This window comes from Actinomadura barringtoniae, from assembly GCF_017573505.1.
Lineage (GTDB): Bacteria > Actinomycetota > Actinomycetes > Streptosporangiales > Streptosporangiaceae > Spirillospora > Spirillospora barringtoniae.
Genome location: NZ_JAGEOJ010000011.1, coordinates 370578 through 396244, shown reverse-complemented (window position 1 = coordinate 396244; position 25667 = coordinate 370578). Strand labels below are relative to the sequence as shown.

Here is a 25667-nt window from a genome sequence, read left to right as displayed (position 1 = left end):
GCCGATGCGGCTCGGCATCCCCGCGCTCTCGCTGAGCGTGCTGGAAATCCGGCAGATCACCCGCCACAAGCTGGGCCGCATCGCGGTGATCGGCCTGGTCTTCGTACCGCTGCTGTACGCGGGCCTCTACCTGTGGTCGCAGTGGGACCCGTACGGGCGGCTGAACCGCGTGCCGGTGGCCCTGGTGAACGAGGACCACCCGGTCAGTGCGAACGGGACGACCCTCGACGCCGGAGCCGACCTGGTGCACAAGCTCCAGGAACGCGGAACGTTCCAGTGGCACACGGTCGACGCCGGCGCGGCGGCGTCCGGGATCGCGGCCGGGCACTACTACATGTCCCTCACGATTCCCCTCGACTTCAGCGCCCGCCTCGCCTCGCCCTCCCAGGCCGGGCCGCCGGAGTCGGCGCCGCTGATGCTGCGGCTGGACGACAGCAACAACTTCGTCGCCAGCCAGATCGGCGAGTCGGTGTTCCGCGAGGTGCGGGCCGTCGCCGCGAGCGGCGCGGTGCGCGGCTACCTGGACAAGATGTTCGTCTCGTTCAGCCAGTTGCACACCAAGCTCGGCAAGGCGGCCGACGGCGCCGCGCAGCTCTCGGCGGGCGCGCGCAAGGCCGAGGACGGCAGCGGCCAACTGCACGACGGGATCGGCAAGGCACGCGACGGCGGCGCCAAGCTCCATGAGGGTCTCGGACGTCTCGACCAGGGAGCCGCGCAGCTCGCCGCGGGCAGCGGCCGGCTCGCGGACGGCGGCGGCAAGCTCGCCGACGGCACCCGGCAGCTCAACACCACCGTCGGCAAGGTCGCGGGCAACGTCGTGCCGCTGCTCCGCGAACACTGGAAGCAACTGCAGGCCGCCGCATTGACCATCGCGTCCGCGGCTGATCTGGTCGCCGACGTGGCGGGGCTTCTGCCGGGCGCGGACCGTACGACGCTTCCCGCCGGCCGTGCCGCCGCGCTGGGCCTCAGCACGAGCGACGAGCGCGACGGGGCGCAGGGTGACTCCGAGCGGCTGCCTACGCTGGCCGGGCTGGCTGCCAAGGCTCGCGCCATCGCCGAGCTGGCCCGCAAGTTCGCCGCCCAGGCACCGTACCTCGCCGACCGGATCGACCAGGCCCGCCAGGCCGTCGCCCGCCTCGACGACGGCGCGCACCGGCTGGCCGCGGGCGCGCACGCGCTCGCCACGGGCGCTGCCCGCCTCCACGACGGGACCGCCAAGGCCCACGACGGCGCCGGCAAGCTCAGCGACGGACTCACCCGGCTCGACGACGGCGCGGGCAGGCTGCACGGCGGACTCGGCAAGCTGACCGACGGCGGCCGGAAGCTCAGTGACGGTCTCGCCTCCGGAGCCGAGCAGGTCCCCGGTTACAGTCCGGCCGAACGGGCGCAGCGCACCGAGGTGATGAGCAGCCCGGTGCAGCTGTCCACGATCCGGCAGAACGCGGCGCCCAACTACGGGACCGGCCTGGCGCCGTTCTTCGTGTCGCTGGCGCTGTGGATCGGCTCGATGGTCATCTTCATGCTGCTGCGGCCGCTCAACCCGCGGGCCCTCACCACGAACGCGCCGCCCTGGCGCGTCGCGATGGCGAGCTGGCTGCCCGCGTTCGGGCTCGCCGTGGCCCAGATGATCGTCGTTCTGCTCGTGCTCAACGCCAGCCTCGGGATGCAGGTGCGGTCCTGGCCCGGCCTGATCGCCTATCTGGCTCTGGCGGTCGCGACGTACACCGCGCTCGTGCAGTGGCTGAACGCCAAGCTGGGCTCGATCGGCAAGGTCCTCGCCCTGGTGTTCCTCGTGCTGCAGCTCACCTCGGCGGCGGGCACCTATCCGATCGAGTCCAGCCCGAAGTTCTTCCAGTTCCTGCATCCGCTGCTGCCGATGTCGTGGGTCGTGAACGGCGTACGGCACCTGATCAGCGGCGGCGACCAGAGCTCGGTCTGGACCGGCGTCGTCGTCCTGGCGTTCTTCCTGGCCGGCGCACTCACGCTCACCACGCTGGCGGCGCGCAGCAGCCGCACCTGGAACATGAAGCGGCTCCACCCGCCGATCAAGCTGTGACCTCGCAGACGCGCCAGACCCCGTAGACCCGCCTGAAGGAGGGCGGTGCCGCGCAGGCACCGCCCTCCTTCAGGCACTCCCGAGATGCTCAGCCGCCGACGACCTCGGCGAAGCCTTCCTCCAGGCACTCCATGAACGCCGGTCCGTCGGTGACGGCGGCGGGGTCGGTGGTCAGTCCCAGGGTGGCGCCGCCGCGGCCGGAGACCATGACCGCCATGGCGGCGCATCCGGGCGCCGGGCCGAAGCAGTAGACGCCCTCGATGGCGGCGCCCGAGACGTAGAAGCGGCGGTGGATCCCCGCCACATGGCTCAGCTGAACGTCATAGCTGCGCCCGAGGCGACGCATCGCCTCGAGCGTGAGCGGCGTCGGCAGCGCGTTCACCACCGTCGAGGCCACCTCCAGCGCGGCCGGTGTGTACGCCGACGTCACCTCGGCCAGCCGGTCGCGTACGGCGGCCAGATGCGTCCCTTCCTTCGGCACGGCCATCGGCGCGGGCAGCCGGACCACGCCGAAGCCGTTCCCGACACGCGGGGAGGTCTTCTTGCGCGGCAGCGGCATCGCGATCGACAGCGTGTCCGGCGTCGATCCGCGCCGCTCGTGGTAGCGGCGGAAGCCGACGAGCATGCCGGTGAGGAACGCGTCGTTGACCGAGGCGCCTTCCTCACGCGCGGCGGCACGCAGGCCGTCCAGCGGCACGTCCATCAGGTCCAGCCGCCGCGACAGGCCTCGGCCGCTGAGCAGCGGCGACGGCGTGCCCACGGGCGTCGGGGTCAGCTCGACGGCTCCCCGCACGACCTTGAGCAGCGAGGCGCTCGCGGGCTCGGCCGAGTCCAGCGCCGCCTTGCCCTCGATCAGGCCTCGGCGCAGCAGGTCGAGCTCGGGTGGCGGTTCGAGCAGCGCCAGAAGGTCCGAGACGGGTGGTGGAGGCGGCGGCGGGTCCGGCTTGCCCGTCCTCGGCTCACGCTGCCTGTTCAGCAACGTGGACAGCCAGAACGCGGCGGTCTGCCCGTCGGCCATGCTGTGGTGGAACCGCAGAATCCACGCGGCGGGGCAAGGCTTGCCGTCCCACCGCAGCCCCTCCACCAGAACGCTCTCCCACAAAGGTCGGCCGGGCCGCCACGGGGCGGTCGCCATCGACTGCACGAGGTCGAGCAGTTCCCGGCGCCCCGCGTCACCCGGCAGCGCCGCCCTGCGCACGTGATCGGCCACGTCGAAGTCCGGAACGGACGTCCAGACGGGCGCCGCGGGCAGCAGCGGAAACGTACGGGGCCGGTCGCGCAGGCGGGGGATCATCCGCGTGGCCCACTCGTGACCGGCGACGAAGCGATCCCAGTCGGGCGTGTCGTCCAGCAGGGCCAGCAGTACGAGCGGGGCCCGCAACACCGGGTCGGCCTCGCACCGCCACATCAGCGTGTCCAGAGTGTTCAGGCGGCGGGGCAGGTTCCAGGCGCCGACTCCGAAGTGGTCGGCGGGCCTCACCGCAGCTCCCCCGGGACCATCGCGCTCCGGTCCCAGTTCCTGAGCCGGTCGACGAACAGGCCGCGGACCTCGCCGATCCTGGCGTCCAGCTCGTCGTCCGACCAGCGGCACACCTCGATGGGCGGCAGGACGGCGATGTCGATCTCGCCCGACCTGGCGGTCTTCGCGGCCTTGGACATCAGCTGACCGGCGTTGCGGATGACGATCGGGACGACCGGCACTCCGGCCTTGCGCGCGATGTGGAAGGCGCCCTTCTTGAACGGCCCCGGCATCGGCGTCCGCGACCGTGTGCCCTCCGGTGTGATCCAGATCGAGATGCCCCTGTTCAGCTGTTCCACCGCACTGCGGCAGAGCGCGTCGGCATCGTCGACGGCGCCCCTGTCCACGAAGGTGGTGTCGATGCACCGCAGGAGGTGCCCGAGCCCGGGGACCTTCCCGAGCGACGCCTTGGCCATCCCGGAGTAGTGCTCCTGCACGAGCCTGATCATGATGGCCAGGTCGAGCGCGCTCTGATGGTTGGTCATGAACACGGCGGGCCTGGACGACCAGAGGTTCTCGCGGCCTTCGACGCGCAACTTGATGCCCGCGATGCTGAGGAAGGCGTCGGCGCCCATGTTCATGGCCTGCTCGCCCACCTGCCGCCGGTCGGTGTTCAGCAACCCGATCCCCACCCCCGCGCTTCCGCCCGTCACCATGCCGCCGTACGCCGCGGCCGATCGCGCCAGCGTTCGCAGACCCTGTGAACGCTGCGGGGTCGAGCCGATGACCGGCCATTGGCGCCACAGGGCCATCTGCGCGAGGCGCGGGGTCGGGTGGACCGCGCAGGGTTTCCCGATGCTCTCCAGCAGAGGCACATCGTCGAACGCGTCCGCGTAGGCGTGACTGACCGTCAGATCCACTTCATGGGCCGAGGCGAACGCCGTGACCGCGTCGGCCTTGGCCTCCCCCCGCAGCAAGGGCCCCTGCAGGTCTCCGGTCAGCACGCCCTCAGAAATCTCCAGTTCGGTGCACAGGGCGTGCTCGATGCCCAGCTCCCTGGCCATGGGGCCCGTCTGGTAGCGCGTGGCCGAGGAGACCAGCACGAGGGTGTGCTCCATCATCCGGTGCGCCTCGATCAGCGCCCAGGCCTCCGAACGAAGCCGGCCGCACAAGCTCGTGGCGAAGACATGCTCGCCGAGCTGGACGACCTCGTCCTCCTGGCGGCCAGCGAGGGCGCCGAGCGCCACCTCGTACACCGACCGCACGGCGGCGTCGTCGGGCTCGCCGTGCATGCCCGTGCTCGCCACCAGCCGCATCGCCTGCGGGCCCTCCCGCAGCGCCCTCCGCAGTACGGCGGCCGGGTCGAAGTCCATCCGCTGGATCCGCGCCCGCACCATCGGCATCAGGAACGAGGTGACCGAGAAGCCGTCCACCACCGTGCCGTCGAAATCGAAGAAGGCCCCGACCCGGGGCCCGGCAGGACCGTTCAGTATCGCCTCGATCCGCGCGTCCAGACCGGCGGTGGTCATCGTCGTTCCTCCTCGGGGATCGGCATGCGGGCGGGGCTCGCGCCGAGCACGCCGACGTCGGCGAGCAACGACACATGCCGTGCGAGTTCGGCGGCGAACGCGGCCCGTGCCCGCTGCGCGCCGGGACCGGTCTCCAGCAGCCCTTCGCCCGCCGCGACGGCCAGGGCCGCATGGACGAGGTCACGCGAGGCGGACGCGGGCCACCTGCGGGGTTCGCCGTCCTGGGCGGTCGGCAGCGCCTGCGTCAGGGCGCGGCGGTCGGGTTTGCGCTCCGGCCCGGTGCGTTCAAGGCGTTCGGCGACGCGCAGCACCGCCTCCAGCGCGGGGCCGAGCACGCGGTGCGCGATCACGAAGTGCCGTCCGGCGGGATGGGTCAGATCGTCGACCTCACGGGCGAGGTCGCTGTCGAACCTGTCGGGGCCGGGGAACACGTAGGCGCGTTCCAGGAGCGTGCGCAGGCGCCGGCCGCTCGCGGTGATCTCGTCTGGGGTCGGGGCGAGGATGGTCGCGAGTTCGGCGATGGCGCGCATGACGAACCAGTGGGCCCCCGACTGCGCGTAGAACGTGGCGAGGTGATGCTGCTCCGGCTCGATCACGTAACGCCGTTCCGGAGAGCCGATCGTGGTGGAGGTCAGGACGCCCGCACCGACGAGCCGGTCGAGCACGGCCCGCACCTCACGCGTTCCGGTGAGCCTGCTGCGGTCGGTCAGCGGTATCCCGCGGAGACCGACGAAGTTCAGCACCGGCTCCAGGGCCGCACAGATCTGCGCGACGGTACGCGGCCCGTGGTCGCCGCCGCTGAGCAGCAACGCCAGCAGCGACTCGGGGGTGACCGGGGTCGCCTCGTTCAGCCTGACGCCCAGCTCGCCCGCGACCGACCTGACCAGCCCCCAGCCGTTCTGGTCGCTGACCGCTTCGGCCTGCTCCCGCAGGGAGAACGGCTCGCCGAACGTCACTCTGGCGACGGTCCCGCGGGCCGTCTGGTTGGTGCGGCGGTACGCCATGAGCCAGGCCAGTCCCTCGGGCCGTTTGTGCCCGCCGCAGTCCTCCTCGGCCAGCAGAACGGCCTCCGGGAGGATCTCGTAGGTGATGGAGACGGGCACGACGTACAGGTCGTCGATCCCCGACTCGCTGAACGCCTGGACGAGCTGCCGCAGGAGCCCGTGGCGCGGCCTGCGCAGCCGCCCGGTCCTGCTACGGCCCGCCTCCGCGTACCACTCCAGGCTCGTCCCCTGCCGGAGCAGCTGGGCGAGGTAGGAGCGGACGGCGAGCTGGTAGCTGCGGTCCTGGCCGAAGTCACGCCGGATGTAGATCGTGCCGCTGCGCCGCGCGAGCCATCCGATCGGCCAGAACGACAGGTTGTCGCCCGCGAGCCTGAACGGTTCGGCCACCCCGGCGATGCGCAGCGCGGCGGCCAGCAGCGGCGAGTCGGTGTAGGAACGGTGCGCCGGCAGGAAGACCAGCGGATGCCGGGTGCCGAGCGCCCGGAGCCGTTCGAGACCGGCCTCGTCGATCCGCAGCCGCCAGACCGACCGGTGCAGCGGGCCCAGGAGCAGGGACAGCGCGCTCGCGGCCCAGGCGCGCCGCGTGGCCACCAGGCCGCGCAGCTGCCTTCCCAGCCTCGCCCGCGCGGCCGTCTCGGTGATGCCCGCCCGCCTCGCCAGGGTGGTCGTGTCGGCCCGTACGGAGGGCAGGCCGAGCACCCGGTTCGAGATCCGGCGCCGGTCCAGGTCCCCGGCACTGTCCCGGCCTTTCACGCCATCACTCCTTGGGAACAGCACAGGAGGGTTCTCATTTCTTCTATTGAGCACGTCCCCAAAGAAATCCCCGGGCCGTGAAAACCGCACACTGGTACCTCTGCACTGGACCAATCGCCCTCGTGTCGAGACGGCCCGTGACTTGCGAAAATGGCACGAGAAATCGCGCCACGAACACCAAGGAGCGACCGTGAAGGAATCGACCCCCGCCGTCCTCGACGTGATGATCGCCGTGCTCGGCGCGGACCTGGACCTGCCCGTCACCAGCGTCACCGCGCAGACGACCTTCGCCGACCTCGACATGGACTCGATCGCCATGACCGAGCTCGGCGCCATTCTCGAAGAGGAACTGGGAATCGAGGTCGCCGACGAGGACATCACCATGGAGGACACCCTCGGCGGGATGGCCGCGCTTCTTGAGCGAAAGCTCGCCGCTCAGCCCGCGGCGACGATTCGCGTGCCGAGCGCGCGCACTTCGTAGACGCGCACCCCATCGACCCACAGCCAGGCGTCGGCCACAGCGAAGGGACCGCTGTCGTCGGCGCCGAGCTCGGTCACCTCGAGGTCGATCGTGACGAGCCCGGACGTCGGCAGGACCTGGCCGCGATAGGTCCAGGTGATCTCGTGACCGGTCCGTACGGCCTCGAAGCGCTCACCACAACTGTTGACGCCGTCGGCGAGGCCGCGCTCCAGCATGGAGTGGCGGAGCAGCTGGATCATCGCCTCAATGCCCAGCGAGCCGGGCTGGACCGGGTCCTCGAAGAAGTGGCTCTTGAAGAACCACTCGCGGGGATCGACGTCCTTCTCGGCGCGCAGCCGCCCGAGCCCGGCCGCACCGCCGTCCGGCCAGTAGCCGGTGATGCGGTCGATCATCTGGAGTCTGGAGCCGAGGGTGGGGGCGACGCACCGGTTTCCCGGTGTCGCGATGCGGGCCCGGTCTTCGGGCCCGGTGGGCAGCCCCTGCTGGCGGTCGAGGGCGTCGGGGGTGAAGAAGCCGAACGCGGCGTCCGCCGTGAGCACCGGCCGGTCGGCGGCGTCCCGGCATTCGACGGCGAAGTCGAGCAGGATCGCGCCGCCCGCCTTCGTCGCCTTCATCAGCTCCCCGGTCGTGTAGAGCTCACCGCTGTCGGGGGTGACCTCGCGCAGGACCCTGGCCGTGCCGCCGAGGTTGCGGATCAGCATCTCCCGGTCCTCCAGCGGGTAGCCGGCGTACGACGCGAGCCATCCGCAGGGCTGCAGTACGGTCTCCATCAGCGCGGCGAACGGCATCACCGGAGTCCCGCTGTCGCTCCAGAACCAGGCGTCTGGGCGAAGCACGAAGACCGACTCGGCGGTGGTGCCGATCTCGCGGGCCGCCTGGCCGCCGGACACCTTGGTCACCGCGTCCATGAAGAGGTACGGCGGGCCCGGCAGCCGAACGCCCCGCCGCGATTCGTCGAATATCGAGTAGGCCGGGCCGAACGCGTCCGCGAGGCTCCCCCACGCGCAGTTGAGCATCGACAGTTTGCCGGTCGGTCCCGCTTCGGTCGCCGCGACGGTTCGGGGTTCGTCGTCGATCGTGATGGCGCCCAGCTCGATCCACTGGCGCAGCGGCCGATCCGGTACGAGCCGCAGTCCGATCCCGTCGGCGCCGAAGACCTGGTGTCCGCCTGCGGAGCAGCGGATGTCGCCGTATACGGCCGGTTCGGGATCGTCGGACACCTCTTGAACGAGGATCTCGACGGTCGTCTTGCTCGGCTGAGGCTCCGGCGGCCTTCCCCGGCGTAGGTTGCCGGGAGCGCCTGGAGTCGGCTCGAAGCGCCAGCCGTCCCTGGCGATGGTGAAGCCCATCGCGGTCAAGTAGAAGGCCATGGCCTGCAAGCCCGCCTCAAGCATGAGCGAGTCCGGCCCTGGAGCCATGGCCAGTTCCATGCGGAGGTAGCCGCTGTCCGGGTCGAAGGCCACTACCTCTCCTCGCAGGGTCAGATGCTCCGGCGCCAGGCGAGGCGTTCGCAGATGCGCGTCGGCTATCCGCCAGGCCGGACCGAAGCAGTCGGCAAGGCGGCCCTCGGCGAAGGCCTGGATCGCGGCGGTGTCGTAAGCCTCCCCCGATGTCGTCGTTCGTACTGGCGGGCTGTCCTGAGCAGGCTCGATACGCGCGTGGCGGGGTGATCTGGACGCGAGGAAGCGCTGCTGTACGGCCGACTGCTGTGTCAGGAACTCCCGCTGGACTGAGGCGAGGTCGTGGCGGCGGCCCGCAGGGGCGGGTTCGAGCAGCAGACCCTGGGACGTCACCACTCCGGCCGCGGCGAGTTCGGCGACCGCCTGTAGGTAGGCGCCGAGCGAGTCCGAGCCGCCATCGTCGAACGGGACCGCGAGGTGCTCACGTTCGCCGAGCGTCTGCGAGATCCAGCCGGAACACAGACCGCGCGGCCCCTGCTCGATGAAGACCCGGACCCCGTCCCGCCACGCCTGCTCGACGGTCCCGGCGAAGTCGACCGTCCCGGTCACCAGCTCCGAGAGAGCCTCGGCCATCCCTTCGCGCGACGGCTGATAGGCCGCGCGCCGCACTCCGGAGTAGAGGCGCTTGCCGACGTGGCCTCCGTTCAGCGCATGGCTGTGCAGGACACGCCAGGGCTCCTTGGCCGCCTCGAACACCGGCGCGTGCACCGCGATGTCGTACTCCAGCGGCAGCGCTTGGACGGAACGGCCCAAGCGTTCCAGCACCCGCGCGCACGCCGATTCGTGCCCGCCGATGATGCTCGACCTGGGCGAGTTGACCACCGTGAGGAAGGCGCCTGTCTCCGCCTCGACCGCCTCCCGTATCCGGTCGGTCGGCCCCACCACCAGATGGTTGGCCCAGCCGCCGTCCTGAAGGCCCAGGTCCCGCCAGACCCGGCGGGTCAGCCGGTGCTCCCCGGCGATCTCGCGCACCAGCAGATCGCTGCGGCGCGCCTCGTCGGCGACGGTGGCGCAGTCGGCCCAGATGCTGAGGGCGACGGGTGCAGTGCACTCTCCCGAGGAGTAGCCCAGGGACGCGTTCGGCTGGATGCCGAGGACGTCCTGTGCGATCCGGCTGTGCAGGACCGCGAGGGCACCGGCGGCGATGATCTGGCCGATGGCCAGGCCCGCGGGCCCGGGAGACTCCGCGAACACCCAGCTCATGTACTGCTCGAGAGGGCCGTTGTCGCGCCGCACCCCGTCCATCAGCCCGGGGAACGCGAGCATCAGGTCGCGGCCCATGCCCTGATAGCCGGCCGCTCCGTTCGAGTAGACGAAGGCGATCTCGCCCTCCACGGGCCGGTCCCGGTAGGCCACGCCAGGGGGACGCGAGCCGTCACCGCCGAGCCAGCGAAGCGCCTCGCCCCGCTTGCGCCTGAGTTGCTCGCGGCTTTGGGCGACGACGGCCAGGCGTGCCGGTCCTGCTGAGGAACGCCGGCCATGGCGTACGGCGGCCATCACCGCGCGCCGGTCCGCGCCCGAGTAGACATGGAGTCGCGGCGGACGTGAGCCCAGCCAGGACACCGGACGGCCCGCGCTCAGGGTGACGCCGCAGGCCTCGGTCCGCCGCTCACCGAGCATGGGAGTCGCGGGCGCGCCGTTCCGGAAGTCCGCCCGATGGCGCAACCCCAGAGCGGCGACCAGCACAGGGAAGAGCTCCGGTTCGCGCGGCCCGCCATCGAGAACGGCGATGATCTCGTCACCGGCCGTGCGTGCGTCGCGTTCTCGCCGCAGCAGCAGCGCGACGGCGGCGCCGCTGCCGGGATCGGCGTCCGCGACGAGCACCTCGTCGGCGGTACGTTCGCGAAGCGATCGAAGGGCTTGGCCGAACGATCGGGTGGAGCGGCGCGTCCATCCTCCCGACGCCTCTCGCACGGCCGCCGCGAGCGCCCGGCCGGTGTCGTGCGGGCGCGGGGGCGGCGGTTCGGTTCCTCGCAGAAGCCTTTCGACCAATTCCTGTGTTCGACTCCAGCCCGGGCCGCAGGTGCCGACGGCGACGATCGCGACGGACGTCATGGAATGGTGTTCCTCCTGTTCAGGAAGGGCGACGGACCATCGACAGGCCGATCAGCTCAGATCTCACGCCCGCGTCGTCGATCAATGCGACGTCGCAGAGCGCGTGCGCGGCGCCCACATGGCGTCCGCGCACGATGCAGCGGGCCGGGCCGTCCAGCGGCCCCGGGCGGAAGAGGCGGAACTCGGCCATGCCCATCGGCAGCACCGGACCGCCGAGGCGTTCCATCGCCCAGCCGCACCCGATCTGCACCGCGCCGTCGACGGCGGGCGGATCGACGCGGCGCCCCGGGTCGGTACGCCAGCCCAGCTCGGCGGCGCCCACGAGCGTCGCCGCCGCGGCGAGGTCGGAGAGCCCGTCGACCGCGCACACCGACTGGAACAGCGGCCCGTGGAAGGCCACCTCGCCGTCGTACTCGGCGGGCCACACCTTCGGCGGCGCGAGGCCGGTGGGCTCCGGCCAGTCCGAGGGCTCGGCGGTGAGGGGCGAGACCTCGCCGCAGTAGTGCCGGTGCCCGTCCGGTCCGCGCAGTTCCAGGAAGGCGGTCGAGGGGTCCCAGGCGGACGGCTCGGTGGCGATCACCAGATCGGTGGGCCGGGTCTCCAAACCCGGAAGGTCGAGCTTGCGGTGCACCTTGACGTCGCGCAGGGCCAGGCCGCCGATGCCCGGGGCGAACTCCGCGGCCGCTGCGGCGAACCACTCCAGGACCAGCGCGAACGGCACGATGACCGTCCCCGTGATCTGGTGATCGAACAGCTCGGGATGGTCCTCGGCGCTGAGCCGCAGGCCCACCTCGCGCCTGGCGGTGCGCCGCGCGATCCGGGCCGGGCCGGCGTCGGCGTCGGCGTCGGCGTCGGCGCAGACCACCGCGCGTCCGGGGCGTCCCGTGTGCAGGTCGTCGAGGAAGGCCTGGACGCCTTCGTTCACCGGGACGAGCGAGATCCCCTGCTCCTGGAAGTTGCGGGCGAGGCCCGGTGTGACCATGCCGCCCTCCCACGGGCCCCAGCACAGGGCCCGCATCCGGCCGCCGCCCGCGGTGGCCACCTGACAGAGGACCTCGTTGGCCATGGCGTAGTCGCTCTGCCCGGCGTTGCCGTACTGGGCGACGATGGAGGAGAAGAGGCAGACCGCCTCGACCGGGTCGTCGGCCGTGGCCTCCAGCAGGGACCTCAGGCCGCCCACCTTGGTGTCGAAGACCGCCGCGAACGACTCTTCGGTCTTGTCCGCGATCGTCTTGTCCGCGATGACGCCCGCTCCGTGCACGATGGCGGTGACCGGCCCCCACTCGGCCCGTATGCCGCCGATCGCCTCGGCCACGGCCGCCGCGTTCGTGACATCGACCGCGAGATAGCGGACCTGAGCACCGGCCGCGCGGACGGCTTCGAGGTTGACCCGCAGTTCGCGCCCCGCCAGAACGCGCCGAGCGGTCGCGGCGGCCTCCGCCGGGCCCGGAAGCGGCTCGCCCCGGGCGCGGGCGTGGTCGAAGAGCGCGGCCTTGACGGCCGTCTCATCCCCCGCGTTCCTCAGGTGAACGGGCTCCTCCTCGTCCGGCGGCGGCGTTCGCCCGAGCAGAACGAGGCGTGGGGCGCCGGAGGCCGCGAGCCGGTGCGCGACGGCTGCGGTGATCCCGCGTCCACCGCCGCTCAGCACGACCACCGCGTCAGGCCCGAAGATCGCATCCGGCGCCCGCGCCTCCTCCGATGCTGGAACGGTCGCCTCGCGCGCCGCGAGCGTGGTCCGCCTGCCGTCGGCGTGGAGTCCGACGTTCAGGGTGGTGCCTCCGGCCAGCAGTTCGTGGGCGATCGCCGCGGCCACCGCCGCCGGTTCGCGGGCGCCGCGCTCGCAGTCGATCGCCTTCACCACCGCCTTCGGCCATTCGGCGGCGGTGGTACGGGCGAGACCCGCGAGCCCGCCGAGCCAGGCGCGTTGCCGGTGACCGCCGCCGAGGCCGAAGTCGCCGCCGGTGTCCTGCACGGTGACGAAGACGCCGCCGCGTTCGGTCATCTCACCGGCGACCGCGTGCGCCGCGCGGAACGCCTCCCGGTTCACCTCCACGGCCTCGTCGATCGTCTCGACGCGGCGGAGCCCGCCGAGGAAGACGACGCCTTCTGCTCCGCCCGGCACCTCGGCGGCGATCTCGGCGTGCACGCCCTCGGCCGACAGCGCGTCGGCCAGATGGATCGCGATGCCACCGCCGCCGTCGTCGGTGATGATCAGCTTTCGGGTCCGGATGCCCACCGGCTCGAACCCGCTCGGAGTCGCCACGGCCTCCGTGATCTCAAAGTGGCGAACCATTGCTTTTGGGTCCGCACCACCCCCCGAGACGCCAGAGGCGCCCGAGTGCCCCGACGGCAGCCAGTCGATCACGTCGCCGAGGGTCTGCAGGGCGCCGAGCTCGGCCATGTCGAGCTGCGGCAGGTCGGCCATCCGATCGCTGATCTCGGAGAAGATCTCCATCCGCTTGATCGAGTCGATGCCGAGGTCGGCTTCCAGGGACTTGTCGCGGGTGCAGACCTCCGCCGGGTAGCCGGTCTTCTCCTCCACGACCTCCAGCAGCAGGCTTTCGAGGTTCTGCGGCTGCCCTACCGGGGACGCCGTCGGCGAGGCTCCGTTCGACAGCTCCGGTGGAGGTGGCGCGGCAGGAGCGGGAACGAGGGCGGGCAGGTCGGGTGCGGGCGGCATCATCGTGGGTGGCGCGGGTGGGGGCAGGGAAGGCATGGGCGGAGGCGCGGAACTCCGCGGCGCGGGCATCATCGGGGACCGGTCGTGGTCGGCGCCGATGAACGGCGACTGCGCGGCCTGAAGGAAGGCCAGCTGGCTTTCGGCCATGGTCCGCAGGAAGGTCGTCTGGACCTCCGCGGTCTGGCGCTGGATCTCGTGGTACTGCTCCGACCACAGGTCGTCCGGCAGGCCGGAAGAAGTGCCGCTGTCACTCACTGCCATGGGCCTTTCTGGGTTCGGAGGAGGCAGCTCGGCGGCGCCTCCCGAGGGCGGATAGGGCTTGCCGACGTTGAAGCCCGAGATCGGATAGGTGGCCCGCGACGCGGGCGGTCGCGCCCCGGCCGGGGGCGCGTGCACGCTCCACAGCTCCCCGAACGCCATGGGCACCCCGTTCACCGCGAGCAGGGCCAAGGCCTCGTGGAGGGCGGTCATGCCATGCTCGCCGCGCCGGTCCATGGCGACGGCGAGATGCTCGCGGTCCTTCAGGTTCGCGGCGACCAGGCCGGTCAGCACCGAGCCGGGGCCGACCTCGATGAACGTTCTGACGCCGCGCGTGTACATCGCCTCGATCTGCGAGGCGAAGCGAACCGGTGAGGTGAGCTGCTCGACGAGCCGTTCGCGCGCCGTGGCCGGACCGGCCGGACCGGCCGGGTAGGGCGCGGCGTCGGCGTTCCCGTAGACGTCGGTGGCGGGCGGAACGACGTCGATCTCGTTCAGGAAGCCCCGCAGCGGCTCGGCCGCAGCCTCGACCAGGGGACTGTGGAACGCGGCGGACACGTTCAGTGGCTTGGCCCAGCGCCCGTCCTCCTCCAGAAGTCGGCGCAGCTCGGCGAGGCTCTCGTGCGTGCCCGCGATGACGACCTGGTCGGGCGCGTTGTGGTTGACCGGCCAGGCCTCGGTGATGCCGGCGGACTCGATGAGCGCCTCGGCCTGATCCCAGGTCACGCCTGCGGCGAGCATGCCGCCCGAGTCGTCCCCGGTGTCCCGCATCAGTTCGCCGCGCCGCCGCGCGATGCGGACGAGGTCTTCGGCGCTGTAACAACCGGCCGCGTGCAGCGCGACCAGCTCGCCAAGGCTGTGACCTGCCAGGCAGTCGGCGCGGACGCCGATGAGGTCCAGGACCCTGAGCAGCGAGGTGCTGTGGGCCGCGAGGGCGGGTTGGGCCCACTCGGTCCCGGTGAGCCGTGCCCGCTGCCGGGCGCGTTCGGCATCGGAGAAGACCGGCACCGGGAACACCACGTCGTGCAGGCCGCGCTCCCCCAACCGCAGGTCGGCCAGGCGGTCCCACACCTCGCGGGCTTGGGGAACCTGCATGGCCAGGTCCGCGCCCATGCCCACGTACTGGCTTCCCTGCCCGGGAAAGAGGAACGCGATCTGGCCGGTCTCCGGAGTGCCGCTGCGGTAGTGCACGGCGCCTGGGCGGTCGAACGGTTCGCCCGGGTGAGCGTTGATGGTCTCTGCGGCGGCGCCGGCCTTCTCAGCGAGATCTTCCAGGTCGGCAGCGACGATGGTGAGGCGTTCGGACGCGGACGGGTCGAAAGCCTCCTGGCAGCGGAGCGCGAGCTCGGCCAAAGTGGCGTTCTCTTCGGAGACGACCTCGCATCGCTTCACGAGTTCGTTCGCCGAATCCGCCGACAGCGGGACGAGCTCGGTCGGGGCCGTTCGGAGACGCCACGCGGCGCGGCCGCCCTCGTATTCCTCGATCGTCACGTGGAAGTTGCTGCCGCCGAAGCCGAAGCTGGACGTCGATGCGCGGCGCGGGTGGTCCGAGCCGCGGATCCAGGGCCGCGCCTCGGTGCTCAGGTAGAACGGGGAGCTCCCCAGCTCCAGGCGCGGATTGGGCTGCCGCACCTTGATCGTGGGCGGCAGCACCTGGTGGTGCAGGGCCAGCACGGCCTTGAGCAGCCCGGCCGCACCGGCGGCGGCCTTGGTGTGCCCCAGCTGCGACTTGATCGACCCCAGCGCGCACCACGGCCCATCGGCGTCCCCCGCCACCTCCGAGAAGACGCTGCGCAGGGACGCGAACTCGGCGGCGTCCCCGGCGGCCGTGCCCGTGCCGTGCGCCTCGACGAGTTCGACCGTTCTCGGCTGGTAGCCCGCGAGCTCGTACGCCCGCCGCAGCGCGCGCATCTGCCCCTCGGGGAGGGGCGCGTAGATCGCCTTGCTGTGCCCGTCCGAGGACGCGCCGAGGCCGCGGATCACGGCATGGATCGGGTCGCCGTCCTCCTCGGCGTCCGCGAGCCGCTTCAGCGCGAACAGCACCACCGCCTCGCCCAGCATCGTCCCGTCGGCGTCCTCGGAGAACGGGCGGCAGTCGCCCGACCTCGACAGCGCCGGGGTCTTGCTGAAGCACATGAACATCAAGATGTCGTTGAGGTTGTCGACTCCCCCGGTCACGACCATGTCCGCGTTGCCGACCGTCAGGTCGTTCACCGCCGTCGACAGCGCCGCCAGCGATCCCGCGCAGGCCGCGTCGGTCGTGAAGTTGGAACCGTGCAGGTCGAACCTGTTGGCGACCCGCCCGGCGACGACGTTGCCCAGCAGGCCGGGGAACGTCGCCTCCTGAAAGGGCACGTAATGCTCGGCGATGCGGTCGCAGATCTCGGTGACCTGCGACTCGGGCAGGCCGTTCTCGCGCATGGCCTTGGCCCACACCGGCCGCTGCAGCCGGGCGCTCATGTGCCACTGCAACTCCAGGGCACCGCCGACGCCGATCACGACGTTCGTACGGTCGGCCGGAACCGTCGGCCCGAGATCCTGGAGCAGCCGTCCCGCCGCGACCAGGGTCAGCAGCTGGGACGAGTCGGTCGCGGGCAGCGTCTTGGGCGGGATGCCGAACGCCGCGGTGTCGAAGTCGACCGGGTCGAGGAACCCGCCGCGGCGGGCGTAGGTCTTGTCCGGCGCCGAGGGGTCGGCGTCGAAGTAGTCCTCGATCAGCCAGTGCTCGGGCGGCACCTCCCGGATCTGGTCGACGCCGTTGACGATGGTCCGCCAGGCGCCGCCGACGTCGTTCGAGCCGGGCAGCAGGGCGCTCATTCCGATGACTGCGATGGGTTCCTGGTACGGCGTGCGCTTGGCTGGCATCAGCCGGGTCTCCGTCGGAGCGAGGGGATGGAGGATCGTTCTCGGACGAGGTCTCAAACGAGAGGGCGCGGCGTCACACGAGGGGGCGGGGCGTCACCCGGTAGGCGGCGTCGGGGACCGGCACGCCGAAGGTCCGCAGCTGCTGCGCGCGAGTGATCATGGTCGCGCCCTCCAGCAGGTTGAGGGCGATCTGGACCACGCCGCGATTGGCGGGCTCGGCGAGGAAGGTGCCGCGCGTCCAGCGGTTGAACGCGCCCATCGCGGGCCCGCACCACAGCTGGTAGTCGGTGCGGCGGTCGCCCGCTCCGGCGATGGCCCAGCGGCTCGACATGCCCAGGTACCAGCGGAAGACCAGCGCCATCCAGTGCTTGGGGTCCTGCTCGGCCTTGGCGAGCTGCCCGGGATCACGTTCCCGCCAGAACGACCGGGTCTCGGCCTCGACGGCCTCCAGCGAGGTGTGCAGCACGTCCTTCTCCAGCCCCGCGCGCTCGTCGCCGCTCAGCGCCTCCAGCGAGGGGTGCCGCCGGTAGATCTCGTACAGGCGCCCGGCCCTGCCGGCGAACGCGGTGCCGCGCCGGAGCACCTGCACCTTGACGCCCAGTTCGAACATGTCGGCAGATGGAGCCATGACGACGTCGGCCACGTCGGCTCGGGCGAGGAGCTCCTTGGCCTCGTCGGAGACGCCGGACTCGACGGCCGCCTGGTTGATCGAGCCCGTGACGACGTAGGCCGCGCCGAGCCCGAACGCCGCGGCGATGCCGCCGGGGTCGCCGAGGCCACCGGCCGCGCCCACGCGGACCGGCCGGTCGTAGTGGTGGCGGGCGGTGAGGTCGTCGCGGAGCCGCTGGATCACCGGGAGCATCGTGACCAGCGGCCGGTTGTCGGTGTGGCCGCCGCTGTCGGCCTCGACCGTCACGTCCACCGCGACCGGGATCCGGCTCGCGAGCTCGGCCTCGGCCGCGGTGATCTGCCCGCGTTCCACCAGCGCCCGCAGGATCTTGGCGGGCGCGGGCGACATGAACCGTTCGGCGACCTCGGGCCGCGACACCTTGGCGAACAGGTGCGTGCGGCGCGCCACCGCGCCGGAACGATCCGTGCTCAGCCCCGCGACGGCGCAGCGGACCACGGCCGGGGTGAGGGCCATGTACGCGGAGGCGGAGACGCGCGGCACGCGATGCGCGAGCAGCAGGTCGGCGACGCGTTCCTCCATCTCGGGCTCGGTGGGCGAGTGGATCAGGTTGACGCCCCAGTTGACCTGGCCGGGCAGCTCGCGGCGGATCTCGGCGATCGCGCTCTCGATGCGGCCGGGCGGCTGCCCCGCCGCGCCGAAGAAGCTCAGCATCCCCGCGCGGGCCATCGCGACGACCTGTCGCGAGGTGGCGATGCCGTTGGCCATCTCCCCCGCGATGTAGGCGAACCGCAGCCCGTGCGCCGTGCAGAACGTTCGCTGCCCGAGCCACTCGGGATAGAGCGCGGGCAGCACGCCCAGCACCTGATAGGGCGCGGGCCGCGACGACTCCGGCTCGATGATCCCCTCGGCCGCGAGACCGATCGCGCCGTCGGTGGCGCGGCTGACCACGTGCAACGGCTGCCTCGTCTCATGGGCGAGGCGCACGATCTCGTCGGGCGAGAACGCGGGCGCACCGCTTCCCCTCCAGGCGCCGATCGCCCGCGGCCCGCCCGTTCCGGACGAGCGGGAACCGTTCTCGCGGCGGGCCGGCGCCGCCGCGCGGGAGGGCACTGTCAGCACGCGGACACCTCGATCCCGCTCTCGCGACGGGAGTCCGCAGGCGGGTGAACGCTCGTGCCCTCAGGAAGCGGACCCGAGACGTACAGCTGCGCGCAGGTCCGCCGGCGCACCTTGCCGCTCGTCGTCTTGGCGACCAGGCCTTTGGGGCCGACGACGACCGTCACGCCGGTGAGCTGATGGTCGAGCCGGAGCCGGTGCCGGACGGCGGCGACGATCTCCTCGGCCGTCGCCTCGTCGGTGGCGGCGTCGCGGCGTTCGACGAACACCACCACCTGCTCGGCGCGGTCCTCGCCGTCGCCGGGCGTGGCCGCGGTCACCGCGATGCCGCCGGGCCTGACGTCGGGATGGCAGAGCCGGACGCTCTCCTCCAGGTCCTCGGCGTGGTGGTTGCGGCCGCGCACGACGATCATGTCCTTGATCCTTCCGGTGATGACGATCTCGCCGTCCGCGAAGAAGCCCAGATCTCCCGTGCGAAGGTAGCGGCGCGTGTCGGTGTCTCCCGCGACCGCCGCGTAAAAGACCTCTCTGCTCTCGGCCTCGCGGCCGTAGTAGCCGAGCGCCTTGGTCTCGGAGTCGACCCAGATCTCCCCGGCCTGGTCGGGGCCGCAGGGCTCGCAGGTGTCCGGGTCGATGATGCGGACCCTCGAGCCGGGCTTGGTGACCTTGCCGCAGCCGAAGTAGGTGGCCGCGCGGCGCCGCCGGTCCTTACGGGCGCCGTCGGGTTCGGCCGCGCAGTCCGCGCCGGCCGCGCCGTCCTCGCCGACCGCACCGTCCTCGACACGGATCACCTTGCCCAGCGACAGGGCCTCAGGGTCGACGGTGACTCTGGAACGCCCCCAGCCGGTCACGCTGACGCACGCCTCCGCCAGCCCGTAGGTCGGGCAGAACGTCTCGGGCCGCAGCCCGGTCGCCGCGAACTCGCGGAAGAAGGTGTCCACGGTCCTGGCGAGGACGGGCTCGGCCGCCGACATGACCATGCGCACCCGGCTGAGGTCCCAGCGGGCGCGCTGCTCGGGCGTGGTGCGGCGCACCACGAGGTCGTAGGCGAAGTTGGGGGCGTGCGTCTCGGTCGCGCCCACCCGCGACATCGTCTCGAACCACAGTCCCGGCGACCGCAGGAAGTCCAGCGGCGAGAGCATGTAGATCCGCAGGTTGCCGCTCAGCACGTTCATGATCACGTTGATCAGGCAGAAGTCGTGGTAGTGCGGCAGCCAGGTGACGCCGACCTCCGAGGGCACCAGCCCGTAGTCCGCCGCGTTCGAGGCCGCCTCGGCGATCAGGTTGCGGTGGCTCATGACCACGCCGCGCGCCGTCCCGGTCGAGCCGGAGGTGTACTGCAGCAGCGCCGGCTCGTCATCGCTCTCGGGCCGGTGCCACTCCCGTGGCCCCTCCTCGGGGTCGTCGTAGGCGAGCCGGTCGGTGCGGTGCCAGGGAATGTCGGGCCAGCGGCGGCCGCTGCGCGTGACCGCGCCCGCGACCGTGGCGAGCTTGCGGAGCCGGTCGTAGCCGGTGCTGGTGAGAACGGCCCGCGCCTCGCAGTCCAGGACCGCCGAGACGAACCCGTCCTCGTTGCCGCGGCCGTGGCGAGGGTCGGGCGGCAGCACCGCCGCCGGGAGCACGCCCGCCATCAGGCAGCCGACGAGCGCCACGATGAACTCGGGCCCCGGCGGATAGGCCAGGACGACCCGGTCGCCCGGAGCGAAACCCTCCGAGTCCAGGAAAAGGCGCACGTCGGCCGCGTCGCGTGCGATGGACGCGGCCGTGAGTCTGGCGCGGTCCTTGCCGTGCTTGTCGACGAACGTGAACAGCTCGCGGTCGGGGTGCTCGTCCAGCTGCGCGGCGAACAGGTCGAGGATGGAAAGGGCTGCCACTGCCATTGCCTCCAAAAGCGCGGCAATTGTTTGCAGCCACAATTCTGTGCGTCGCGAGAAACGAGCGGCAATGGGTCGTTTGGCGATGGACCGCAGGTCAGGGGAGCATCCGCACCAGTGCCAACGGACTATTGCGAGCCGAAACTCAATTCGTGTTCGGCGGGATGACGGCCACGGGGCAGTCCGCATGGTGGAGGATGCCGTGGCCCGTGGCGCCGATCCGGAACCTGTCGCCCTGTGTGTGCTTGCCGATGACGATCAGGTCGACCTCGCGGGAGACGGCCACCATGGCCTCCACCGGATGGTCGCGCGGAAGGTCCTCGACGACCTGGACCCCGGGGAACCGCTTGCGATAGGGGGCGTGGGCCTCGATGACGTTCCAGCGGATCCGTTCCTCCAGCTCCTTCAGGCTGATGGGGTGCGGGGTGTCCAGGACCCAGCCGGGCACCTCCCAGCCGTGCACGACCCGCAGCCGCGACCCGCGCCGGGCGGCCGCGTCGAACGCGTACTCCAGCACCGGGCCGTCGGCGACCAGGTCGACGCCCACCGCGACCTCGCCGCGCGCCGGGGCCGGGTCGCCGCGCACGATCACCACGGGCGAGACGGCCCGTTCAGCGATCTTGAGGCTGACCGAGCCGAGCAGTAGCCCGGTGAAGCCGCCCAGGCCGCGGTGGCCGACGACGATCTCGAAGGCATCCCCGGCCTCGCCCTGGAGCGCCGAGGCGGCCGACTCGGTGAGGAGCCCGGTCGTCACCGAGAGCTCGGGCCTGCCGCGGCCCGCCTGCTCAGCGGCGGCGTCCAGCGTGTGCCGCGCCGGCTCGTCCATGGCCGAGGCACCCTCGCCGGTGACCGAGGACGGCAGATCGAACGGCCATTGGTCGCCCCAGACCTCGTGGGAGTACACGATCCGCAGCCCGGCCTGGCGGCGCTGTGCCTCGTCGGCGGCCCAGGCCACCGCGCGGTTCGACGACGGAGAGCCGTCGACCCCGACGACGATCTTGGTGTGGTCGGCCATCGGCCCTCCCGATCCGGAGTCGGTCCCCGATACTGATTCCCGAGGCGACGATCCCCCGACGGGACCTCGCGTGACCTCCATCGTGATCGGCAGAGTTTCGGCCATATAGGGGCAAAGGTCCCGCCAGTACGGGCCTGTCACGTGGCGTGCGCTCTGTGACCGGGCGAGACTCGAGGGGGGCGACCCGTCCAAACTCCTGATCCAACTCAAGAGTTGGATCTTTCGTTATCTTGAACTGTTCTTGTTTAGGGGGATAGGTTGGCGGCATGACCGCAGCCCAGACTCCGACCACTGCCGAGGAGCTGCGCGGTGCGGGCCTGCGGGTGACGGCCGCCCGCGTCGCGCTGCTGGAGACCGTCCGGGACGGTGATCACCTCGGGGTCGAGGCACTCGCCTCCGGAGTCCGCGACCGCGTCGGCTACATCTCGCTCCAGGCCGTGTACGAGGCCCTGCACGCGCTCACCGCGGCGGGCCTCGTGCGGCGCATCGAACCGGCCGGGAGCCCCGTCCGGTTCGAGGGACGCGTCGGCGACAACCACCACCACGTCGCGTGCCGCTCGTGCGGTGCCGTCGCCGACGTCGACTGCGCGGTCGGTGAGGCGCCCTGCCTGACCGCGTCCGATGACCACGGTTTCGTGATCGACGAGGCCGAGGTCATCTTCTGGGGCCTGTGCCCCGACTGTTCCAACCGCAGCACCTGAGCACCGTGTCCGGAAGGATTCCCATGACTGAGAACAACGACGCGATCGTCGCCGACGCGAAGGCCGAAGGGGCGGAAGGCTGTCCCGTGGCGCACGGGCGCGCACCCCACCCGACTCAGGGGGGCGGCAACCGCCAGTGGTGGCCGGACCGCCTCAACCTGAAGGTCCTTGCCACGAACCCGCCGGTGACCAACCCGCTCGGCGCGGACTTCGACTACGCGGCGGCGTTCAACGCCCTGGACCTGCAGGCCGTGAAGCGCGACGTCGCCGAGGTGCTGACGACCTCCAAGGACTGGTGGCCCGCCGACTTCGGCAACTACGGCCCGTTCATGATCCGGATGGCCTGGCACAGCGCCGGCACGTACCGCATCAGCGACGGCCGCGGCGGCGCGGGCGCCGGGCAGCAGCGCTTCGCCCCGCTGAACAGCTGGCCGGACAACGCCAGCCTGGACAAGGCCCGCCGCCTGCTCTGGCCGGTCAAGAAGAAGTACGGCCAGAACATCTCCTGGGCCGACCTGCTGATCCTCACCGGCAACGTCGCCCTCGAGACGATGGGCTTCAAGACCTTCGGCTTCGCCGGCGGCCGCGAGGACGTCTGGGAGGCGGACGAGGACGTCTACTGGGGCCCCGAGACCGTCTGGCTGGACGACGAGCGCTACACCGGCGACCGCGAGCTGGAGAACCCGCTCGCCGCGGTCCAGATGGGCCTCATCTACGTCAACCCCGAGGGCCCGAACGGCAACCCCGACCCGCTCGCCGCCGCGCGCGACATCCGCGAGACGTTCCGCCGGATGGCGATGAACGACGAGGAGACCGCCGCGCTGATCGTCGGCGGTCACACGTTCGGCAAGACCCACGGCGCCGGTCCCGCCGACAGCGTCGGCGACGACCCCGAGGCCGCGCCGATGGAGCAGCAGGGCCTGGGCTGGAAGAGCTCCTACGGCACCGGCGTCGGCGCCGACGCCATCACCAGCGGGCTGGAGGGCATCTGGACGCCCACCCCGACCCAGTGGGACAACAGCTTCCTGGAGACCCTGTACGGCTACGAGTGGGAGCTCTTCCAGAGCCCCGCGGGCGCCAACCAGTACCGCCCGGTGAACGGCGGCGGCGAGGGCACCGTGCCGGACGCCCACGACCCGGCCAAGCGCGTCGCCCCGACCATGCTCACGACCGACCTGTCCATGCGGGTCGACCCGATCTACGAGCAGATCACCCGGCGCTGGCTGGACAACCCCGACGAGCTCGCCGACGCCTTCGCCCGCGCCTGGTACAAGCTCACCCACCGCGACATGGGCCCGATCGTCCGCTACCTCGGCCCCGAGGTCCCGAGCGAGGAACTGCTCTGGCAGGACCCGATCCCCGCGGTCACCGGCGAGGTCATCGGCGACGCCGACGTCGAGGCCCTCAAGGGCCAGATCCTCGGCTCCGGCCTGACGGTGTCCGAGCTGGTCTCCGCCGCGTGGGCGGCGGCCTCCTCGCACCGCGGCAGCGACAAGCGCGGCGGCGCCAACGGCGGCCGCATCCGCCTCCAGCCGCAGGTCGGCTGGGAGGTCAACAACCCCGACCAGCTCGCCAACGTGCTGCGCGTCCTCGAGGGCATCCAGCAGGGCTTCGGCAAGCCGGTCTCCATCGCCGACCTGGTCGTCCTCGGCGGTGTCGCCGCCGTGGAGAAGGCGGCCAAGGACGCCGGGCACGACGTGACGGTCCCCTTCACGCCGGGCCGCGCGGACGCCTCGCAGGAGCAGACCGACGTCGAGTCGTTCGCCGCGATGGAGCCCGCCGCCGACGGGTTCCGCAACTACGTGGGCAAGGGCACCCGGCTCCCAGCCGAGTACCTGCTGGTCGACAAGGCCAACCTGCTCACCCTGAGCGCGCCCGAGATGACCGTCCTGGTCGGCGGCCTGCGAGTCCTCGGCGCCAACCACAACGGGTCCAAGGCCGGCGTGCTCACCGACCGCCCGGGCCAGCTGACCAACGACTTCTTCGTCAACCTGCTCGACATGGGCACGACGTGGAAGTCGACCTCGGAGGCCCAGGACGCCTTCGAGGGGTACGACGCGGCCACCGGCAAGGCCAAGTGGACCGGCACCCGCGCCGACCTGGTCTTCGGCTCGAACTCCGAGCTGCGCGCCCTCGCCGAGGTCTACGCCAGCGACGACGCGAAGGAGAAGTTCGTGAACGACTTCGTCGCGGCCTTCGCCAAGGTCATGGACCTCGACCGCTACTGATCGAGACCCCGATCGGCGGCCTGATCGGCGGCCTGATCGGCGCCTGACCGGGCTCTGATCAGGATGTGATCGCACCGTTCAGGCCGGTCCCGGAGTCCCGGGACCGGCCTGAACCGCTCTTCTCAGTTCTTCGGGCGCGGCGTGACGTTCATGCGGATGTCGCCGTCGGCCCACAGGACGAAGCGTTCGATGGGCGTGACCGTCTGGCCGGGCGCGAGCCGGAAGTCGAACCGCTTGAGCAGGGTGGCCAGCACGAGCTCGGCCTCGACCATCGCCAGCCCGGCGCCCTCGCAGCTGCGCGGGCCGAGGCCGAACGGGATGTAGGCGAGCCGCGGCCTGGCCGCCGTCGCCTCCGGCGTGAAGCGGTCGGGGTCGAACACCTGCGGGTCGGGCCAGTGGTCGGGGTTCATGTGCACGGCCCAGAACGGATAGAAGATCGTGGTCCCGGCGGGGATCTCATAGTCCCCGATCACGACGTCCTCGGTGGCCTCCCGCGCGCCGTACGGGCCCGGCGGGTAGAGCCGCATCGTCTCCTTGAGCGCCCGGTCCAGCTGGACCAGGTCCTTCAGGTCGCCGTACCCGGGTACGGCGCGGTCGCCCAGCACCTGGTCGACCTCGGCGGTGACGCGCTTGGCCGCGTCCGGGTGCCGGGCCATCAGGTAGAGCATCCACGAGATGGCGACGCCGGTCGTGTGGTGGGCCGCCATCATGATCATCAGCACCGTGTCGCGGATCCGCGCCGGTGACTCCCCCGCCTGGACCAGCGCCGCGATCAGGTCGTTCCGCTCTTCCTGATCTTTGTGTGCGGCCAGGACCTGGTCGACGGTGGCTCGCAGGTAGGCCAGCGACTCCTCCGCGCGAGCCTGCCCGGGCCCCTCCATCTGGTACATCCGGCCGAGGTACTCGGTGAGCACGTCCTCGAAGGCGGAGACGACCTGCCCGACCGACTCCTCCGAGGCCAGGCCGCTGCCGAGGGCGTACTGGCAGATCATCCGCAGCGACAGCTCACTCAGGTCCTTCTGCAGCGCGACCTCGCCCTCCCGCTCCCACCGGTCGGCCATCTCGGCGGCCAGGGCGGTGAACCGCGCGAAATGGGCCTCGTGCGAGGGACGCCCGGCCAGCACCGACAGCATCACCCGCCGCCAGGGAACGTGCTCGTCGGCGGGGATCGTCTGCAGGTTCCCCGACTCCTGCAGTGGAGCCAGGAATTCGAACAGTTTCTCCGGCCGCTTGTTGATCTTCGCGGTGGCCTCCAGCAGCACCGGATCGGCGACCGAGACCGCCAGGCCCGCGCCCGGCAACGGGAACCTGGCCACCGGCCCGTATTCGGCATGCAGTTTCAGCTGGTAGTTATGCAATCCGCCCGCTGCGACGATGGCCTCGACGCCGTCGTTGTCCACGGCAGGCCCAGGGATCTGCGATGGAGTGCTGCCGTTGCGCATTTAGGTCTCCGCGTCCAGATCGGCGATTCGGTTGTTCCGCGATGGCCGTAATGCTTACAT

13 protein-coding genes are annotated in these 25667 nt (G+C 71.5%); 4 read left to right on the top strand and 9 right to left on the bottom strand.

Annotated features, from left to right (window positions below):
• Positions 1-4: 4 nt before the first annotated feature.
• On the top strand, positions 5-2056 hold the full coding sequence (locus J4573_RS27900) for a YhgE/Pip domain-containing protein (RefSeq protein WP_208258821.1): 2052 nt from the start codon (positions 5-7) through the stop codon (positions 2054-2056).
• A gap of 88 nt (positions 2057-2144) precedes the next feature.
• On the opposite strand, the gene J4573_RS27895 is transcribed toward J4573_RS27900, so the two are convergent.
• The 3 genes from J4573_RS27895 to J4573_RS27885 are packed head-to-tail and all read right to left on the bottom strand — an operon-like array spanning position 2145 to position 6801.
• On the bottom strand, positions 2145-3536 hold the full coding sequence (locus J4573_RS27895) for a wax ester/triacylglycerol synthase domain-containing protein (RefSeq protein WP_208258820.1): 1392 nt from the start codon (positions 3534-3536) through the stop codon (positions 2145-2147).
• Positions 3533-5044, bottom strand: a complete 1512-nt coding sequence (locus J4573_RS27890; RefSeq protein WP_208258819.1) for an HAD-IB family hydrolase — start codon at positions 5042-5044, stop codon at positions 3533-3535. The genes J4573_RS27895 and J4573_RS27890 overlap by 4 nt, the downstream gene beginning before the upstream one ends.
• The gene (locus tag J4573_RS27885) at positions 5041-6801 is read right to left on the bottom strand and encodes a 1-acyl-sn-glycerol-3-phosphate acyltransferase (RefSeq protein ID WP_208258818.1); all 1761 of its coding nucleotides are present in this window, start codon (positions 6799-6801) and stop codon (positions 5041-5043) included. The genes J4573_RS27890 and J4573_RS27885 overlap by 4 nt, the downstream gene beginning before the upstream one ends.
• A 190-nt stretch (positions 6802-6991) precedes the next feature.
• Here J4573_RS27885 and J4573_RS27880 point away from each other — a divergent pair, with 190 nt between their 5' ends.
• Positions 6992-7282 carry an acyl carrier protein gene (locus J4573_RS27880; protein WP_208258817.1) on the top strand — a complete coding sequence of 97 codons (291 nt, stop codon included), beginning with the start codon at positions 6992-6994 and terminating at the stop codon, positions 7280-7282.
• Here J4573_RS27880 and J4573_RS27875 read toward each other — a convergent pair.
• From J4573_RS27875 to J4573_RS27855, 5 genes are all read right to left on the bottom strand, one after another.
• Positions 7237-10797, bottom strand: coding sequence for a hypothetical protein (locus J4573_RS27875; protein WP_208258816.1), 3561 nt, complete (start codon positions 10795-10797; stop codon positions 7237-7239). The genes J4573_RS27880 and J4573_RS27875 overlap by 46 nt on opposite strands.
• Before the next feature lie 19 nt (positions 10798-10816).
• The gene (locus tag J4573_RS27870) at positions 10817-16600 is read right to left on the bottom strand and encodes a type I polyketide synthase (protein ID WP_208258815.1); all 5784 of its coding nucleotides are present in this window, start codon (positions 16598-16600) and stop codon (positions 10817-10819) included.
• Positions 16601-16673: 73 nt separating this feature from the next.
• The gene (locus J4573_RS27865; protein ID WP_208258814.1) at positions 16674-18350 is read right to left on the bottom strand and encodes a PfaD family polyunsaturated fatty acid/polyketide biosynthesis protein; all 1677 of its coding nucleotides are present in this window, start codon (positions 18348-18350) and stop codon (positions 16674-16676) included.
• Positions 18344-20221 carry a fatty acyl-AMP ligase gene (locus tag J4573_RS27860; protein ID WP_208258813.1) on the bottom strand — a complete coding sequence of 626 codons (1878 nt, stop codon included), beginning with the start codon at positions 20219-20221 and terminating at the stop codon, positions 18344-18346. Before J4573_RS27860 ends, J4573_RS27865 begins: the two co-directional genes overlap by 7 nt.
• A gap of 145 nt (positions 20222-20366) precedes the next feature.
• Positions 20367-21236 carry a universal stress protein gene (locus tag J4573_RS27855; protein ID WP_208258812.1) on the bottom strand — a complete coding sequence of 290 codons (870 nt, stop codon included), beginning with the start codon at positions 21234-21236 and terminating at the stop codon, positions 20367-20369.
• A 266-nt stretch (positions 21237-21502) separates the two neighbouring features.
• On the opposite strand from J4573_RS27855, the gene J4573_RS27850 reads away from it, so the two are divergent.
• The gene (locus J4573_RS27850; protein ID WP_208258811.1) at positions 21503-21937 is read left to right on the top strand and encodes a Fur family transcriptional regulator; all 435 of its coding nucleotides are present in this window, start codon (positions 21503-21505) and stop codon (positions 21935-21937) included.
• A gap of 23 nt (positions 21938-21960) precedes the next feature.
• Complete coding sequence (gene katG, locus J4573_RS27845; RefSeq protein ID WP_208258810.1) at positions 21961-24165, top strand: catalase/peroxidase HPI; 2205 nt, start codon at positions 21961-21963, stop codon at positions 24163-24165.
• Positions 24166-24287: 122 nt separating this feature from the next.
• On the opposite strand, the gene J4573_RS27840 is transcribed toward katG, so the two are convergent.
• Entirely contained in the window at positions 24288-25607 is a 1320-nt protein-coding gene (locus tag J4573_RS27840; RefSeq protein WP_208258809.1) for a cytochrome P450, read from the bottom strand.
• Between the last annotated feature and the right edge of the window lie 60 nt (positions 25608-25667).

Excerpts from the sequence above, each read along its gene's own strand:
- katG (WP_208258810.1), top strand. The coding sequence starts at position 21,961 with ATGACTGAGAACAACGACGCGATCGTCGCCGACGCGAAGGCCGAAGGG.
- J4573_RS27855 (WP_208258812.1), bottom strand. The coding sequence starts at position 21,236 with ATGGCCGACCACACCAAGATCGTCGTCGGGGTCGACGGCTCTCCGTCG.
- J4573_RS27850 (WP_208258811.1), top strand. The coding sequence starts at position 21,503 with ATGACCGCAGCCCAGACTCCGACCACTGCCGAGGAGCTGCGCGGTGCG.
- J4573_RS27870 (WP_208258815.1), bottom strand. The coding sequence starts at position 16,600 with ATGCCAGCCAAGCGCACGCCGTACCAGGAACCCATCGCAGTCATCGGA.
- J4573_RS27890 (WP_208258819.1), bottom strand. The coding sequence starts at position 5,044 with ATGACCACCGCCGGTCTGGACGCGCGGATCGAGGCGATACTGAACGGT.
- J4573_RS27900 (WP_208258821.1), top strand. The coding sequence starts at position 5 with ATGCGGCTCGGCATCCCCGCGCTCTCGCTGAGCGTGCTGGAAATCCGG.
- J4573_RS27875 (WP_208258816.1), bottom strand. The coding sequence starts at position 10,797 with ATGACGTCCGTCGCGATCGTCGCCGTCGGCACCTGCGGCCCGGGCTGG.
- J4573_RS27840 (WP_208258809.1), bottom strand. The coding sequence starts at position 25,607 with ATGCGCAACGGCAGCACTCCATCGCAGATCCCTGGGCCTGCCGTGGAC.